18 protein-coding genes are annotated in these 16,111 nt (G+C 65.0%); 10 read left to right on the top strand and 8 right to left on the bottom strand.

What is annotated here, in order from left to right:
* Positions 1–24: 24 nt before the first annotated feature.
* Positions 25–1,476: a nickel pincer cofactor biosynthesis protein LarC gene (gene larC / locus ACFQS4_RS12890; protein WP_497901894.1), complete on the top strand. Its 1,452-nt coding sequence runs from the start codon at positions 25–27 to the stop codon at positions 1,474–1,476.
* A gap of 127 nt (positions 1,477–1,603) precedes the next feature.
* On the opposite strand, the gene ACFQS4_RS12885 is transcribed toward larC, so the two are convergent.
* The gene (locus tag ACFQS4_RS12885; protein ID WP_497901893.1) at positions 1,604–2,410 is read right to left on the bottom strand and encodes a hypothetical protein; all 807 of its coding nucleotides are present in this window, start codon (positions 2,408–2,410) and stop codon (positions 1,604–1,606) included.
* A gap of 94 nt (positions 2,411–2,504) precedes the next feature.
* Here ACFQS4_RS12885 and radB point away from each other — a divergent pair, with 94 nt between their 5' ends.
* Positions 2,505–3,203: a DNA repair and recombination protein RadB gene (radB, locus tag ACFQS4_RS12880; RefSeq protein WP_497901892.1), complete on the top strand. Its 699-nt coding sequence runs from the start codon at positions 2,505–2,507 to the stop codon at positions 3,201–3,203.
* 4 nt (positions 3,204–3,207) lie between these two features.
* Here radB and ACFQS4_RS12875 read toward each other — a convergent pair whose 3' ends face one another.
* Positions 3,208–3,390: a multidrug transporter gene (locus ACFQS4_RS12875; protein WP_497901891.1), complete on the bottom strand. Its 183-nt coding sequence runs from the start codon at positions 3,388–3,390 to the stop codon at positions 3,208–3,210.
* Positions 3,391–3,472: 82 nt separating this feature from the next.
* Positions 3,473–4,630 (bottom strand): CBS domain-containing protein, encoded by a 1,158-nt coding sequence (locus tag ACFQS4_RS12870; protein ID WP_497901890.1) that lies wholly within the window; start codon positions 4,628–4,630, stop codon positions 3,473–3,475.
* Positions 4,631–4,732: 102 nt separating this feature from the next.
* Here ACFQS4_RS12870 and ACFQS4_RS12865 point away from each other — a divergent pair, with 102 nt between their 5' ends.
* From ACFQS4_RS12865 to ACFQS4_RS12845, 5 genes are all read left to right on the top strand, one after another.
* A complete protein-coding gene (locus ACFQS4_RS12865; RefSeq protein ID WP_497901889.1) occupies positions 4,733–5,077 on the top strand; it encodes a lycopene cyclase domain-containing protein in 345 nt (114 codons plus the stop codon).
* A gap of 104 nt (positions 5,078–5,181) precedes the next feature.
* Positions 5,182–5,940, top strand: a complete 759-nt coding sequence (locus tag ACFQS4_RS12860; protein WP_497901888.1) for a CAP domain-containing protein — start codon at positions 5,182–5,184, stop codon at positions 5,938–5,940.
* Positions 5,941–5,997: 57 nt separating this feature from the next.
* Positions 5,998–6,801: a YihY/virulence factor BrkB family protein gene (locus ACFQS4_RS12855; RefSeq protein ID WP_497901887.1), complete on the top strand. Its 804-nt coding sequence runs from the start codon at positions 5,998–6,000 to the stop codon at positions 6,799–6,801.
* A 102-nt stretch (positions 6,802–6,903) separates the two neighbouring features.
* Complete coding sequence (locus tag ACFQS4_RS12850) at positions 6,904–7,611, top strand: hypothetical protein (protein ID WP_497901886.1); 708 nt, start codon at positions 6,904–6,906, stop codon at positions 7,609–7,611.
* Between the two features lie 204 nt (positions 7,612–7,815).
* The gene (locus ACFQS4_RS12845) at positions 7,816–8,247 is read left to right on the top strand and encodes an arsenate-mycothiol transferase ArsC (RefSeq protein WP_497901885.1); all 432 of its coding nucleotides are present in this window, start codon (positions 7,816–7,818) and stop codon (positions 8,245–8,247) included.
* A 204-nt stretch (positions 8,248–8,451) separates the two neighbouring features.
* Here ACFQS4_RS12845 and ACFQS4_RS12840 read toward each other — a convergent pair whose 3' ends face one another.
* Entirely contained in the window at positions 8,452–8,910 is a 459-nt protein-coding gene (locus ACFQS4_RS12840) for a response regulator (protein ID WP_497901884.1), read from the bottom strand.
* A 200-nt stretch (positions 8,911–9,110) separates the two neighbouring features.
* Positions 9,111–9,683 (bottom strand): peroxidase-related enzyme, encoded by a 573-nt coding sequence (locus ACFQS4_RS12835; RefSeq protein WP_497901883.1) that lies wholly within the window; start codon positions 9,681–9,683, stop codon positions 9,111–9,113.
* Between the two features lie 185 nt (positions 9,684–9,868).
* Here ACFQS4_RS12835 and ACFQS4_RS12830 point away from each other — a divergent pair, with 185 nt between their 5' ends.
* Both ACFQS4_RS12830 and ACFQS4_RS12825 read left to right on the top strand, forming a co-directional pair.
* A complete protein-coding gene (locus tag ACFQS4_RS12830) occupies positions 9,869–10,360 on the top strand; it encodes a metal-dependent hydrolase (RefSeq protein WP_497901882.1) in 492 nt (163 codons plus the stop codon).
* A 124-nt stretch (positions 10,361–10,484) separates the two neighbouring features.
* Positions 10,485–11,765 (top strand): cation:proton antiporter, encoded by a 1,281-nt coding sequence (locus ACFQS4_RS12825; protein WP_497901881.1) that lies wholly within the window; start codon positions 10,485–10,487, stop codon positions 11,763–11,765.
* A gap of 98 nt (positions 11,766–11,863) precedes the next feature.
* Here the strand turns inward: ACFQS4_RS12825 and ACFQS4_RS12820 are convergent, their stop codons facing one another.
* Together ACFQS4_RS12820 and ACFQS4_RS12815 are read right to left on the bottom strand one after the other, a co-directional pair.
* Positions 11,864–12,886 (bottom strand): LLM class flavin-dependent oxidoreductase, encoded by a 1,023-nt coding sequence (locus ACFQS4_RS12820; RefSeq protein WP_497901880.1) that lies wholly within the window; start codon positions 12,884–12,886, stop codon positions 11,864–11,866.
* A 133-nt stretch (positions 12,887–13,019) separates the two neighbouring features.
* On the bottom strand, positions 13,020–13,904 hold the full coding sequence (locus tag ACFQS4_RS12815; RefSeq protein ID WP_497901879.1) for a COX15/CtaA family protein: 885 nt from the start codon (positions 13,902–13,904) through the stop codon (positions 13,020–13,022).
* A gap of 154 nt (positions 13,905–14,058) precedes the next feature.
* On the opposite strand from ACFQS4_RS12815, the gene ACFQS4_RS12810 reads away from it, so the two are divergent.
* Positions 14,059–15,183 (top strand): M24 family metallopeptidase, encoded by a 1,125-nt coding sequence (locus tag ACFQS4_RS12810; RefSeq protein WP_497901878.1) that lies wholly within the window; start codon positions 14,059–14,061, stop codon positions 15,181–15,183.
* Positions 15,184–15,273: 90 nt separating this feature from the next.
* On the opposite strand, the gene ACFQS4_RS12805 is transcribed toward ACFQS4_RS12810, so the two are convergent.
* Positions 15,274–16,023: an SDR family NAD(P)-dependent oxidoreductase gene (locus ACFQS4_RS12805; RefSeq protein WP_497901877.1), complete on the bottom strand. Its 750-nt coding sequence runs from the start codon at positions 16,021–16,023 to the stop codon at positions 15,274–15,276.
* Between the last annotated feature and the right edge of the window lie 88 nt (positions 16,024–16,111).

Here is a 16,111-nt window from a genome sequence, read left to right as displayed (position 1 = left end):
GTCACGCTGCCCGCCGTCCTAGCTATGACCAGGAGACTGCTCGCATTCGACGGCCGAATGGGTGCCAGCGGCGACATGCTGCTCGCCGCCTTGCTCGCCGCCGGTGCCGACCGGGCGGCCCTCGAGCCTGTCGAGCGCGCACTCGACGTCGAGTATCGTATCGGACGCACCTCGAAGTGTGGGATTCACGCGACGACGGTCGACGTCGTGATCCCCACCTCCAGCAGCCAGGATGCCCACCTCGAGGCGGCCCGTCACGACGATAGAGAGCGCGGGGACGAGCATAAGGACGACGGTGTGCACGAGCAAGGTTCGGAAAGTGAGGTTGCAGATGGTCACCGTCACCACGGCCACGGAGACGAACACAGCCACGCCGCCGATAATGGCCATGGTCACGATCACAATCACAGCCACGGTAACGGCCACAATCACAGCCACGACCACGGAGACGACGATCACGTCCACGCCGAAGGTCACGGCCCCCACCGGAGCTACCTCGAGGTCTGCGACATCGTCCGAACCATGGACCTCGCGGAGGCGGTCGAAGCCGACGCCCTCGCCATCTTCGAACGACTCGGCGAAGCAGAGGCGGACGTCCACGGAACCGACCTCGAGTCGATTCACTTCCACGAGGTGGGCGCCGACGACGCCATCGCAGACATCGTCGGTGCCGTCCTACTGATGCACGACCTCGAGGTCGACCGCATCGTCACGACGCCCATCTCGGGCGGCGGCGGTACCGTCTCGATGAGCCACGGCGAGTACCCGGTCCCTGCACCGGCCGTCCTCGAGCTCGCGGAGCGGGCCGACTGGGAACTCTCCGGCGGCCCGGTCGAGGCGGAACTCCTGACGCCGACGGGGGCCGCTATCCTGGCTCACGTCGCCGAGGGAGTCGAGACCCTGCCGACGATGAACGTCGAAAACTCGGGCTACGGAGCCGGTGGGTACGACCTCGATTCGCACCCAAACGTGCTCCGCGCGCTGGTCGGGACGACTCGCGGACGCCTCCAGCGCGAGGACATCGCCGTCCTGGAGACGAACCTCGACGACGCGACCCCCGAAGTGCTCGGCGGCCTCCAGGAGACGCTCGAGGACGCTGGCGCGCGCGACGTATCCGTCGTTCCGGTCACGATGAAGAAGTCCCGGCCGGGCCACCTGGTCAAGGTGATCTGCAGACCCGCCGACAGGGAACGCGTCGCCCGGCGACTCGCCGAGGAGACGGGAACGCTCGGCATCCGCGACGCCGGCGTCACTCACCGCTGGATCGCCCAGCGTGCATTCGAGACGGTAACGCTCGAGGTCGGCGGCGACGCCTACGAGGTAACGGTCAAGGTGGCCAGCGACGAGGCCGGCGACGTCTACGACGTGAGCGCGGAGTACGACGACGCCGCAGCCGTCGCCGCCAAAACCGGCGAGCCGATTCAGTCGATCGTGGCTCGAGCGGAGCGGGCGTTCTGGGCAGACAATTCGCCCTGACGACGAAACTATAACTGCTATAGTAAACGATGCATATATTGTATCAATTCACTATTTATTTTATATCATTGAGTGTGAGGGCTCTATACGTGACCTCGAGCTACGACTTCGAGCCACGACCTCGAAATCAGTTCGCGTCGCCGCTATCGCTGTCGTCTCCCCTGTCGCCGCCGTCTCTCCCGTCTCTCCCGTCGACATCGTTTCGATGCTCCGCGAGCGCCTCCTCGACCGTCAACTCCCCGCTCGCGACCCGCCTGGCCAGGGTCTCGTCGATCGCCCGGTTCGTCTCGCTTCGCTCGCGCGAACGGTCCTTGATCACCTGGAGCTCTCCCGGCGTCGGTTCGATCTCGCGCGTGTCGATCGCCTCTCCCTCGAGACGGGCGATGTTCACTGCCGCGAGGACGTCACCCATTCCCCTGGCGCCGGTGCCGAGGTACGGCGTCGTCCCCGTCTCGTCGACCATCTCGACGCGGACATCCTCGAGTTCGTTGATCAGTTTGGCTCCCTCGAGGCGCGACCCGTCGCCGATGCGGACGACCGGGTCGACGGCGTCGTCGCCGCGGACCTCCTCGAGGACGACGTCGACGGCGTCGCCCAGCGGCACCTGGAACGCGGCGACGACGGTCTCCCCTGCGAGCACGGCGATGCCGGGTTGGCGTCCAGGATCGACGCCGACGACGGTTCGGCCGTGCTCGCCGCGGATGGTCGCGAGCGCCTGATCGACCGCCTGTCGGCTGTCATCGGGGTCCACGACGATGGTCGGCGCGTCGGCGTCCCCGAACGACTCGGCGTGTTCCGCGCCGGTGAGGACGACGGCGGTTTTCGACGGGAGCGGATCGTCGGGCTCGATCGTCGTGAACGTCGCGCCTCGCTCGCGAAGGTCGGCGACGACCTCGTGATACACTTCGAAGTCCACGGTGGCGACGACGATCATAACCGTGCTTCGACCGCCACCGAATAAATTGCTCCGTCTCCGGACGAGCGATCGGTTCCGGGGGGTTTTTGCCCGTTACCTCCCAACTGAGCGCGTGAACGACGAGGCGATATCGACCGGTTGTCCCCCAGTCGACGCGTTGCTCGAGGGCGGGTTCGAACGCGGAGCCGTCACGCAGGTGTACGGCCCGCCAGCGTCGGGGAAGACGAACCTCGCGCTGTCGGCCGCCGTCGAGACGGCCGCCGACGGTGGGACGGCCGTCTTCATCGACACCGAGGGCGTCTCAGTCGACCGATTCGAACAGCTCCTCTCCGCTCGCACCGACGACGTCGAGTCGGTTGCCTCCCGGATCATCATCGAGGACGCCTACGACTTCGACGAGCAGGCCGAGGCGGTCCGCGACGCCGCGGACTTCGCGACCCAGGCCGACTTGATCGTCCTCGACAGCGCGACTGGCTTCTACCGAATCGAGCGCGCCGAAGACGGCGAGGCGGGCGACGCCCTCCGGCAGGTGGCCAGCCAGATCACCCACCTGCTCTCGCTCGCGCGCAAACACGACCTCGCGGTGGTCGTCACGAACCAGGTGTTCGCCGACCCCGACAGCGACCGGACGCGTCCGCTCGGGGGGAACACCCTGGAGCACTGGACGGGCGTGGTACTTCGACTCGAGCGATTCCGCGGCGGCAATCGACGGGCGACGCTCACGAAACACCGTTCGAAACCGGCGGGCGAGTCGGCGACGTTCCGGATCACGGGGTCGGGACTCGAGGGCGCCGACGACGCTCGGCCGTAGCAGCTTATGCCAGTCGCCGTACGACGACGAGCACGGTGATGGCGGCGACCACGACGCCGATGATCGTCGGCACGAGCTGGCCGGATCCCCACTCCCACCCGAGCACCTGGGTACCAACGATGGCGACGACGGCGGCAAGTAGGCTGAGCACGCCGACGAGCGAGGACTGGTCGCTGTATGCGGGCATAGTACCTGAGACGACGAGCCCTAACGTGATAAAAATGTATAACGTCTGCCGGTTCCGGCCGAGCTTCTACTGTACTCCGATCCTACAGTTCGTTCAACTTCCGGAGTAACTGCCCGCGGTACTCCTCGTCGCTCCGGACGCCCTTGAGCTCCAGGACGTTTCGCTCGAGTTTGTCCAAGGCGACGCGGAACGAGTTCTCCGCACCGTAGCCCTCGCCGGAGCCGGCGACCTGCGATTTGTTCGTCCGGAGGCGGATCTGACACTGGATCAGGGGTGTGCCGCGGAGCTTCTCCTTGTGCTCGTGGAATCGGACGTGGGCGTGGTGGACCTGCATGTCCGCGTACTTATCAGAGACCTGTTCGATGCTCTGGACGATGGACTCCCGGGAGATGGTGTCCATGAGCGAGATGTTCGTAATCTGGACGTCCATGTGCTCTTCCTCGGTGAACGTCAGCGCCCGGAGCACGTCGGTCTTGGTGACGACGCCGTCGATGAGGCGATCGTCGTCCGTCGGCGTGACGACGAGCCCGGCGTAATCGTCCTCGAGCATGGTTTCGACGGCCTCTCGGGCGGTCTTGTCGGCCGTCGTGGTGACCACGGGGCTGTTCATGATGTCGTAGATCGGGACGTCGAGCATCCGCTGGTTGTCGCCGACGCGGTCGCCGGTCGTCATGCGCTCGTTCTCCCGGATGACGAAGTCGGCGATGTCGTGGGTCGTCACGACGCCGGTCAGGTAGCCGTTCTCGTTGACCACGGGGAGTCGAGAGATGCCGTGTTCTCGGAGGTGATTGATCGCCTTGCCGACGCCGTCGTCCTCCGCGAGCGTGATCGGGTCGGTGGTGTAGATGTCGCCGACGGTGATCGCGTCGAGGTTCTCGAGGACGGCGGTGAGCAGGTCGTCCTCGGTGATGACGCCCCAGAGGTTGTCGCCCTCGAACACCGGCGCGACCTTGGTGTTGCCCTCGACGAGCATGCGGGCGACCTCCCGGACGTCCTCGTGCCGATCGACTTTCGGCGCCGGGTCGTTGCGACTCGGCTTGATCAACGCTGCCACCTTGGCGTCGTCTTCGACGTGTGACTGGAGTACCTCGCGTTCGCTGATCACGCCAGCGTACTCTCCGTCGTCGGTTACGATCAGGCCCTTGGGGTTGCCGTCCTCGAAGGTCGAACGGACTTTCCCCATTCGCGTCCCGACGTCGACCTCGATGTACTCCGTGGTGGCGATATCGGCGATATTCATCGTTCCACCTGCCCCTTCTCTCGCTGGACTATTTAACGTACCGCCCGCCCATGTAACCCGTGACTACCTGGTGTTTTTATGTACCGCCATCCTGGTCGTGACATGGCTCGAGACATTTCCGTCTTCGGTCGGTACACCTACCTCGCGACGGAGATTTTCTGGGGTGCCGTCGCGTTCGTATTGCTGCGACGGGTCGGTGCGCTCAAACGAGCCGCCGTGACCATCCTCGCGCTGTACCCAATTGCCTATTTCTGGGACTGGTACACGCTCGAGGTCGGCGTCTTCGACATCCAGTTGCGAACGGGCTACGAGGTCGGCGGCATCCCGATCGAGGAACACCTGTTCATGGCCGTCGTCCCTGGCCTGGTCATCGCGTTTCACGAGACGATTTTTGGCTCGAGTGCGGCCACCCGTCTCGAGGACAACCCATCGTCAGCCGAGCGGTAGTCCGCACGTCGTCGCGAACGACCGCCTCGGCGCGACCTATCTGGCCAGACGACACTCACAATCGGTAGTTAGTTACTGTCGTTCGTGGAGGTACACCTGTACCCATGAGCAGACGCGGTCGTCGCCTCGAGCGGACGAAGTCCTACAGCGAGCGCCAGACGAACAGAGCGAATTTGAACCTCACGTCGCTCGTGATGACCGCGGTTCTGATCGGTGCGCTCGTTCTCGCGGGCGTCGTGCTCGCCCCGCAGGTCATCGCGTTCGTCCAGGACGAACTCGGGCCCTCCGTCGAGCCACCGGAACCGGGCGACCGAAATCCGCCCGTCACCGATCCCGACGACCCCGGCCGGTCGAGCTACGAAACCGATACTGAACGGGTCGACTCGAGCGTCGTCGAGGACCGGGTTCACGAACTCATCAACGAGCGACGCGCCGAACACGGCCTCGAGCCGCTCGCGTGGGACGGGACGGTCGCCTCGGTGTCCCGCGCGCACAGTCGAGACATGCACGCGGACGATCGGTTCGCCCACGTCAACGCCGACGGCGAGTCGCCATACGACCGATTCGGCGACGTCGCCGACTACTGCCGAGCGTATGGGGAGAACATCGCGCTCACGAGCGTCGGGACGACGGTCGAACGCTCTCACGACGGCGAACACGTCGAGTACCAGACCGCGGACGAACTCGCCGAAGGGCTCGTCGAGCAGTGGATGCATTCCGACGAACACCGGGCGACAATTCTCGAGGAGAGCGACGAGATCGAGGGCTGGGACCGGGGCGGCGTCGGCGTCTACATCGACGACGACGGGCGGGTGTTCGCGACCCATAACTTCTGTACGGTGCGCAAACCGTTCGACTGGTAACACCTTCGTCGTCGATACTTCACATACTCTTAAGTTCTGCTCGTGGAAGCCGACGGCATGAGCCACCAGTCGGACCGCGACGTTCGTACCATCGTACGAGGGGTCGTCGGCACCGCGCGAGAGCGAGAGATAACGTTCCTCGCCGCCGGATTCGCCTACTACGCGTTCGTCTCGCTCTTTCCGATGATCGTGCTGGCGCTCGTCGTCGGCACCCTCGTCGGCGGCCAGCAGGTCGCGGAGGATTTGGTCATGCTAGCCGGCGATTTCCTCCCCGACGCCGGCGAGGACCTCGTGCTCGAGGCGCTCACTGCCGAGTCAGGACGAACCGAGGCAACCGTCGTCGCCCTCGCCGTCTCGACGTGGGGCGCGCTGAAGGTTTTCCGCGGGCTGAGCCTCGCGTTCGACCGCGTCTACGACACTGTCGCCGAAAACTCCCTGCTCGAGCAGATTCGCGACGGGATCACGGTCATCCTGACCATCGTCCTCGCGCTCTTGCTCATGATCCTCGTCGGGGCGGTGATCGGCCTCCTCGCCGGGCGGGTTCCCTACGTCGGGGTCCTCAGCTGGCTCGGCTTGCTCCTGGGGCTCGTCCTGGTGTTCCTGCCGCTTTACTACGTGTTGCCCCCGATTCCCGTCGACATTCGTGAGGTGATTCCGGGCGCGTTCTTCGCAGCGATCGGCTGGGTACTCCTCCAGGCCGGCTTCCAGCTCTACGCCGCGAACGCCGGGCAGTACGAAGCCTACGGAGCGATCGGCGCCATCCTGTTGTTCGTCACTTGGCTCTACTTCGCCGGCATCCTGATCCTGCTGGGGGCAGTCATCAACGTGGTGATGTCTCGACCGCGACTCGTCCCGACGTAGCCGCGACCGCAGGCTCAACAGGCTCAACAGGCGAACGAGAGGCGAGTTTCGTCCCCCTCGAACGGGGAAAATTTATGCCGACTCGAGCGCCAGACGTGAGCGATGAGCGAGCACGACGGCGCGGACGACGACTCGGGGGAGCAGGGGGCCGAAAGCGAAGACGACGACCCAGGGGAGCAGAGGGGCAAAAGGGAACACGAGGGACCTGGCGGCGGGCCGAAACGGGTCGTCTCGAACACGAGCGTCGACGACATTCTCAATTCGCTGAACGAGACGAACGCCGGCGACTCGAGCCCTCGACCGACTGGCGATACTTGCGCTCAGTCCGGGCCGTCCGCTAACTCGAGGGGGCAACTCGAGGACGAGGCGACCCTCGAGGAGGACGAAGAAGCCGAAGAAGCGGGTGCGGAGAACGCCGACGGAAACGGTGGAGAATCCGAACAGGCCCAGACCGCCGAAGGGGCCGATGGAGAAACGGAACCCGAGCAAGCACACCACGACGAACCGACCGAGAATACCCCGACCCCGGACGACCTCTCGAGTCGCATCGAACACGGAACCGTGACGGGCGCCGACGTCCGGGCCGCCGAAGCCGGCGAGGGTCGCGAGCGAACCCCCGATATCGACGAAATCGACCTCTCGCTCGACGACATCGAGACAAGCCAGGCGTCCGAATCCGCGGCGGTCGGGACGACGGCATCGCCCCCTTCCGACCGGGTCGACGACGCTGCTTCCTCGAGCGACGAAGCCGACGACCAGGCGGACTCGAGTGGACTGCTCGCTCGCCTACGCGACCTGTTCTCGGGGTGAGTCGACGTCCGCGGGTCGCGCGGCCTTCGAGATTTTCATTCAGGAACGCTCGACTGTCGCCTCCAATTCGTCGCCCTCGATTGTTGTTTTCGTCTGTTACCTCCGACTCATCGCGTCGGCTCGTCGCTCTCGATTCCCTATGCAACCGTATCACACCGTTCGGCTCGTACGAACCGTTAGGTTCCTCGAGCGACGACGTCGACCATGACGCGAATCGCACTGGTGTGCGTCCAGAACGCCGGCCGTAGTCAGATGGCGACCGCCTACGCCGAACGGGAGCGTGCGGTCCGCGGCCTCAAGAACGAGGTCGAGATCCTTTCCGGCGGAACCCGTCCGGCCGACGAGGTCCACGACGAAGTGCAAGAGGCCATGACCGAGGAGGGCTTCGACCTCGCCGGGCGGACGCCGACGTCTATCAGCACCGACGAACTCGAGTCCTGTGACGTCGTGGCGACGATGGGCTGTTCGACGCTCGACCTCGACGCGGAGGTCGACGTTCGCGACTGGGACCTCAAGGATCCTCACGGGAAAGCACCCGAGCGAGTGCACGAGATTCGCGAGGACGTCCGACGACGGGTCACCGCGCTGTTCGACGAACTCGAGTCGGGGCGGGATCTCGAGCCCGTCACGGAGTAGGTGCAAAAGCTCTGTTGAACCCTCTCTGATAGGTTTGTACTGCTGTGCTGTATTCAGAGAATATTACCGGTGGGGTAGCTGCACACCTCACGTGCGTTTACCGGTGCGGGTAACCATCCACCCCACGTGCGTACTGACCGTGCCATAGTATCGATTTATTATGTCACACGTGAAGCACTCAGATATCGAATCGCCAGTAGGTTCTCAGGCTTCTTCGGGTTCCTCTTGAATGAGCGCCATCCAAAACCCCTCGATTTCCTGGACGAATTCGATATAATCCTCTGGTTCAACTGGCTTTTGGACAAAGTGATTCACATCGAGCCCCTTCGATTTGAAAATGTCCGCTCCAACCTCCGAACTCGTGAGGACAACAACCGGGATCTCACGGAGTGAGGGTTCGTTCTTCAGTTCAGCTAGGACGTCCGTACCACTTCTTCCAGGTAACTTCGGTTCGAGCAGGATGAGGTCAGGACGCGGTTCGTCTGCATACTCTCCTCGCTGATTGACGAAATCGAGGGCTGCGTCGGCATCAGCGACGGTGTAGAGACTATTCTTGAGTTTCGCATCTTTGAACGATTCCGTAAAGAGGCGGGTATCCCCGGGATTTGGTTCGACCAGTAATATGGTTACCAGCCTCCCCTCGTGCTCACTGTCTGAAGCCATTGTAGATGATTTTAGACGAACAGTGAAAAGGCTGCGGCCAATTGGCATCGATCTGTGATTTCCCTGTATTAACCGCTCACCACGACGAAGCTCGAGCAAACTCTCGTGCCGCATTCGCGCTGTGCGTTCAGCACGCGACCCCTGTCAGGGTCGAAGAGTTTCGACAGAGGCGTGCAAAAACATCGGCAAGCGCGTAGCAACTATTCACGACCCAGCGTGTGAAACTCCTCGTTCGGGCGCATGTCCGCGAGCTGGGCCATCCGGTTCGAGAGGTTGAAAAACGCCGCTACCGAGCCGATGTCCCAGATCGCCTCGCGGCTGAACCCGTGGTCCTCGAGGCGCTCCAGGTCCGCCTCCTCGACGGTCGCCTGGTCGGTCGTAAGCGCGACCGCCAGGTTGAGCATCGCCCGGTGGCGGTCACTGACGTCGGCGTTCCGGTAGTTCGAGATGAGCTGATCGGCCAGCAGCGGATCGTCTCCGTAGAGGCGAACGAGCGCGCCGTGGGCCGTGTTGCAGTAGTAGCAGTCGTTAGCGCCGCTGACGGCCACGATGATCATCTCAATCTCGAAGCGCGTGAGTTCGGTGTCCTCGACCAGGGCATCGTAGTACTGGAAGAACGCCCGGAAGTGGGAGGGTCGGTAGGCGTAGGCGAGGAACACGTTCGGCGTGAAGCCGGCGCGTTCGGTCTCCTCTTCGATACGCTCACGGAGGTCATCGGGCAGGTCTTCGACGTCCGGTACTGGAAATCGCGTCATCGGATCGACGTTAGCCATGGTCTCGAGGACGGGCGCCTCGAGGAAAACGTTCCGGGTCCGCTGAGTCCGAGTCGTCAGGATGGTACCTCGAGCGCTCTCGATCATCGAACACCCCGAGCCGATCATTCGGAAACACGAGTCGGATCGAGAGGAAGGTTCAGAAAGATTATGCCACGGCTGTACGTGCCCTCGAGTAGAAGTAAATGTACCAACTCGGCCACTACGGCGTCGCCTTGCTCCTCTACGCACCCGTCGCCGTCTGGCTCGGTCTCGCCGGCGAGGAGTTCGTCGCCCTCCTGGGGGCCGTCATCTGTCTCTCCTTCTCGACGCTTCCGGACTGCGACCACAGCCTGCCGTTCGTCGCCCACCGGGGGATCACCCACACGATTGGGTTCGTCCTCCTGGTCCCGGCCGTAGTCGCCGGCGTAGCGTACGCGGCCCTCGAGGTGACGATGGGATCGCCCGATCCGACCGCCGTGGGGTTCGTCTACGGCGTTACCGCACTGTCGCTCGGCTCACACCTGCTGGCCGACGCGCTGACGCCGATGGGAGTCACTCCCTTCTGGCCACTCTCCTCGTACCACGTCTCGCTCCGGGTTACGACTGCGAAGAATCCGATCGCCAACTACGCCCTGTTCGCGCTCGGAATCGCCGCGAGCGTTGCGTCGATCGTCGTCGTGACGGGTGGCTGGTAGCCGATCCGGCAGGACAGATTCGTCGAGTCGGTTGTTCTGGTGCTCGGACTCGTCGACGATCGGTGACGCCCTCTCCTCGTCGACCCCCGACACCTTTCACCGCGGTTGTCGGAGTACACGCGGGATGAGCGCCTACGAAATCGCGTTGATCGTCGTCGCCTTCGCCATAGTGGGCGCTGTGTTGCTCCCGCGGTTTCTGACGGACAAACCGCTCTCGCTCCCGATGATCTACGTCGGGTTCGGCGCGGCCCTGTTCTGGCTCGTCCCCGGATTTCCGACGCTCGATCCGGTCGCCAACTCCGGCGTGACGGAACGACTCACCGAACTCGTCGTGATCGTCGCGCTGATGGGGGCCGGGTTGAAAATCGACCGCCCGTTCGACGTGCTGGGGTGGGGATCGACCTGGCGACTCCTCGCGATCACCATGCCGGTGTCGATCGCGCTGCTGGCCGTTCTCGGATGGTACGTCGCCGGACTGCTCGTCCCGACGGCGATTCTCCTCGGCGCGGTTCTCGCGCCGACCGACCCCGTTCTGGCGTCGGACGTCGAGTCCGGCGCCCCGCTCACCGAACTCGAGGAGGAACGATCGGACGAGCACGAGTGGGGATCCGTTCGATTCTCGCTCACGTCGGAGGCGGGTCTCAACGACGGGCTGGCTTTTCCGTTCACGTACCTCGCGATTGCGACCGCGTCAGCGAGTACGGCCGGGTACGGCTGGCTGGCCGACTGGTTCCTGGTCGACGTGCTGTACAGGATCGGCGCGGGACTCGTCGTGGGATACGTCGTGGGACACGTCATGGCCCGGGTGGTGTTCTACGCGCCGTCGCTGTCGCGGCGAGAGGAAGTGATGGCCGGATCGGAGGCGCTCGCGGCGACGCTCTTCGCCTACGGCCTGGCCGAGTTGCTCGGCGGATACGGATTCATCGCCGTGTTCGTCGCTGCCCTCGAGCTCCGCCGGTTCGAGTGGGAACACGACTACTACCAACACCTGCACGACTTCGCCGCTATCGTCGAACGGCTCCTCATGGCGACGGTGCTGGTGTTGTTCGGTGGCGCGATTGCGGGCGGGCTACTGACGCCGCTGACGTGGGATGGCGCAGCGCTCGGCCTCGCTTTCCTGTTCGTGATCCGTCCCCTCGCTGGCAGTATCGCCTTTCTCGGCTCCGACGCACCGACGGCCGACCGCGCCGTCGTCTCGTTCTTCGGCATTCGCGGTATCGGCTCGTTTTACTACCTGTCCTTCGCGCTGGCCCACGCGTCGTTCGAGGAACTCGAGTTGCTCATCGCCGCGGAGTGGTTGTGGGCCTTCGTCGGCTTCGTCGTCCTCGTCTCGGTGTTCGTTCACGGGTTCGCGGCCAGTCCCGTGATGCGGGCCGTAGACGAACGCCGCCCCGCGGATGGATAGTGGCAATCTCGAGCGTCGGTTTCACGCCCTCGTTCCGCGTATCCATCCCGTGTCCCGAGGAGCGTGCGCCCACGATCCACCGCTTTGCCGGTGGCGACTCACTCGAGGCTGACACTCTCGGCCAGGAGTTCGTGAGATCGCAATACGTCTTCGTGATCGGCGACGAGATTCTGGACCATCACCTCGGAGACGCCGACGCGGTCGGTCAGTTGCTCGAGGAGCCCCGCCAGCGTGTCCGGATCGCCCGAAATCGCCCGCGGCCACTGTCCGTCCTGGAGTTCTGCCGGCGTTGGCTCTGGTACCCCACCGAGCTCCGAAATCGCCGTCTCGACCGACGGCATCGAGCCGACGACGCCGCGTTGCATCCGTTTGTAGGAGGCTTCCGCGGTCGCTCGCAGACGGGCCGCCTCCCGATCGGTCTCGGCGCACGCGGCGTTGATCGCCAGTATTCCGTGGGGGTTGTCGGGTCCGGCACCGATCGAGGAGGGCTCGAACGCGTCCCGGTAGACCTCGAACGCGCGTTCGGCCAACGTCGGCCTGATGAACGCCGCGAAGCAGTAGCGGAGGCCCAGTTCGCCCGCGATCTTCGCGCTCGAGGGACTCGAGCCGAGCACCCAGAGGTCGGGCGGACCGGCGCCGGATCGCGCCAGGGTGAGGTCGGCGTAGGCGTGGTCGTCCCCGAACCCGTCGTAGAGGTGGTTCGCGACGGCCTCGATCTTCTCGGCGTGGTCGCGGTCGGGATTCTCGCTCACCCGCGAGGTCTGGAGTGCACTGTCGGCGGCTGGGATTCCGGTCGCGCGGCCGAGGCCGAGGTCGATCCGGTCGGGGGCGAGCGAATCGAGGACGCCGAACGCCTCGGCGACCTTGAACGGGCTGTAGTGATTGAGCAGGACCGTTCCGGACCCGAGCCTGATCTCCTCGGTTCGGGCAGCGAGGTGGCCGATCAAAACCTCGGGGGTTGTCCCTGCGATGGAATCGGCCATCCCGTGGTGTTCGGCGACCCAGAACCGCTCGTAGCCCACTCGTTCGGCCAGCTTCGCGAGTGAGACCGTGTTTTCGTAGGCGTCGGTTGCCGTCTCTCCCTCGCGAATGGGCGAGAGGTCGACGATGGAGAGGTCCATGTCTCGAGGCTAGCGAGCGCGGTGGAAAAGGGTTCTCGAGGCGGAAATCCGGACGTGCCAGACTCGGACGTTCGGACGCTCGGACGCTCGAAGTTCGAACGTTCGTCTACGGAAACGGCGAGAACGGCGCGAATCAACTCGAGCGCGGCACACCGGACCGTCCACCTCGAAGCTCCCTTCGACTCACCCAGGCGCCGGCGAGGAGCGTCACGATCAGGGCCCCCGCGGCGAGCACGTAGAGCAGATCGAGCGCCGGCGAGACGGTCATCACGGACTCGCGGCTAAGGAACAGCGTCACCGCGGTCAGCACGACGCCGGAACCGATCGCCACGCGAGGGAGCCGGCCCTCGAGAACGGCGCGGCCGACGACCGTCGCCAGCACGACGGCCCCGACGAGCGTCAGGAGCAACACCATCTGGATCGTCAGGGTCGTGGGCGTGTTCTGCGAAATGAACAGCGGGCTCAGGATCACCTGGGCCGGGACCGTGAGGGCCGCGACGACGAGCGCGGCGACGAGGTGTCGACCCTCGAGACGGTGTCCCAGGGCGATGACGAGCGCAAGGACGAAGCAGACGAAGATCACGATGGCCGTCCAGAAGTGGAGGTTGAGGATTTCGTACTCGTAGGTGAGGACGGTCTCTCGGCCGAGCAGTACCTGGATCGGCGTCAACAGGGCGCCGGTGACGACGAGGCCCGTGATCCGTCGGTCGACGGCCTCGTCGAAGAACCCGACGAGCGCGGAGGCGACGATGGCGAACCCGGCGAACATCGCAACGAGACGGTGGAACCACTCCCAGAAGCTCGGCCGTCCCTGCGGGAGCAGGTTCAGGAAGCCGCCGTCACAGACCGGCCAGTTGGCGTCACAGGCCAGTCCGGAACCGGTCGTTCGCGTGGCGACGCCGAGAACGATCGTTCCCGCCACGAGCGCGACCGTCACGGTGAGCAGGGCGGAGAACCCCCGTCGACCGAGGTCGATCGGCAATCGCGAGGAATCGGACGTGTGAGTATCGTACGACACGGTCTCTAAGCGGAGGTTGGGTGCGCCCGTATTTGAATCGTCCGCGTTCGTCCCACCGCGTGGGAACCGGGCCGAACGTCATCGACGCGGCGCGTCAGCGACACCGAGACGCGCCCTTCGTCGGATTCAAGAACCCGCCACCCGACCCACCGGCATGGAAAAACTCGAGCGACTGGACGCACTTCTCGAGGCGAAGGACCTGGCGTCGGTCTGGTTCGCCCGCCCGAACTCGTTCGCGTGGCTGAGCGGCGGTAGTTCGGTCGTCGACCGCGAGGGCGACCTCGGCGTCGGAGCCCTCGGCTACGACGGCGACGAGGTGACGCTGCTGGCCGACATCATCGAGATCGACCGTCTCTACGAGGAAGAACTGCTCGACCTCGAGGCCGCAGGTGTATCGGTAACCCGGGAATCGTTCCCCTGGTACGAACGCTCGCTCGTCGAGGCGATTGCCGAACGCGTGGAGGGCCAAGCAGCCGCGGACGTCGACGTCCCCGGCCTCGAGCGCTTCGACCCCGCAAGGGTTCGCCAGCCCTTGACGGCGACCGACCGCGAGCGTTACCGCGACCTCGGCCGGGAGACGGCGGCGGCCGTCGAGGCCGTCTGCCGGGAGCTCCAGCCCGACGACACGGAAGACGAGGTCACCGCGGCGCTCACGGTTTCGCTCGCCGCCCGCAACATCGAGGCCCCGGTCGTCCTCGTGGGTGGCTCTGAGCGCGCGCAGAAATACCGCCACTACACCCCCAAATCTGCCGAGTTCGGCGACTACGCGCTCGTCTCGGTGACCACCCAGCGCCACGGCCTGCACGCCAGTTGCACCCGCGCCGTCGCCTTCGACCCGCCGGAGTGGCTCGAAGAGCGCCACCGTCACGCCGCCCGGGTCGAGACGACGGCGCTGGCCGCGACCCGGGACGCTGCCGCGGCGGGCGGCACCGCCGCCGACGTCTTCGCCGAGATTCGGGCAGCCTACGACGCCCTCGGCCACGCTGGCGAGTGGGAACGCCACCACCAGGGGGGCGCCGCCGGCTTCGCAGGCCGCGAGTGGATCGCGACGCCAGACCACGAGGCGCCCGTGACCGCGCCGATGGCTTATGCCTGGAATCCGACCGTCCAGGGTGCCAAGAGCGAGGACACCGTCCTGGTCTCGGACAATGGTTTCGAGACGCTGACGGACGCCGGAACTGGAAACGGTACCGACGACGACTGGCCGACCGTCAAGGCCGAGGCAATCGGCGAGTACGACCTCGAACTCGAGCGGCCTGCGGTGCTCGGTCTCGAGTGAGTTGCGTCCGGTTCTGATTTCGATTTCGCTCTCGAGTGACCTTTAACTGGCTTTCCTCTCGAGCAAGTAGCCTCGCGCTTCGACGCAGATTCAGGTCATTATTCGCCGAACTACCGGCTCGGGCAACGCCTCGAACAGCCACGCGACCAGCCGCCAGCGCCGGGTGACGTAGACGTGCGAGCGTTCCCGACGGATCGCTCGAGCGATCTGTGCGGCCGCCGTCTCCGGCGAACTGACCCAGAACGGGTCGTCTGCGAGCATGAGGTCGGTGTCGACGAACCCGGGTTCGACTGTCGTGATCGTCACGTCGGCCGACCGTTTCGATTGCCGATACCGGAGTCCCTCGAGGTACGTCGAGACGAAGGCCTTCGAAGCGTTGTAGGCAGGCGAACTGGGGTTCCCGAACCGGGAGGCTACCGACGAGATGCCAACGAGGTGGCCGTCGCGCTCGCTCTCGAACGCCTGGCGGCTCTCGAAGTGCTCCATCGCCGCTGTCGCCAGCGCGGTGAATCCCCGGACGTTGACGTCGATCGTCTCCCGTTCGTGGTCCCACTCGAGACCGTGATTAGGGCCACCGACGCCGGCGCTGAGGACGACGAGGTCGACCGGGGGCATGGCCTCGATCAACTGGTCGAAGCCGGCCCTGGCGTCCTTGACGTCGGTGACGTCCATCGTCGCGACGTAGGCGCTCGTCGGCAGGGATTCGCCGATCGACGACAGCCGTTCGGTTCGCCTCGCCGCGAGGCCGAGTTCGTACCCTTCCGCGGCGAGTTCGCGGGCGAGCGCTTCTCCGATACCGGAGGAGGCGCCGACGACGATCGCCCCTCGAGTCGTGGACATGGGCGTGCATTCGGCGTAGAGGGTATAGTCGTGTTGACTCGAGCGGTCACTGACCAACAATCGATGCTTCCACCGGCCGTACCGACGT

The sequence above is a fragment of the Saliphagus sp. GCM10025317 genome (genome assembly GCF_042663665.1).
Taxonomy (GTDB): Archaea; Halobacteriota; Halobacteria; order Halobacteriales; family Natrialbaceae; genus Natronosalvus.
Note: the sequence above shows the minus strand (reverse complement) of the source record. Positions and strands in the feature narration are given on the sequence as shown.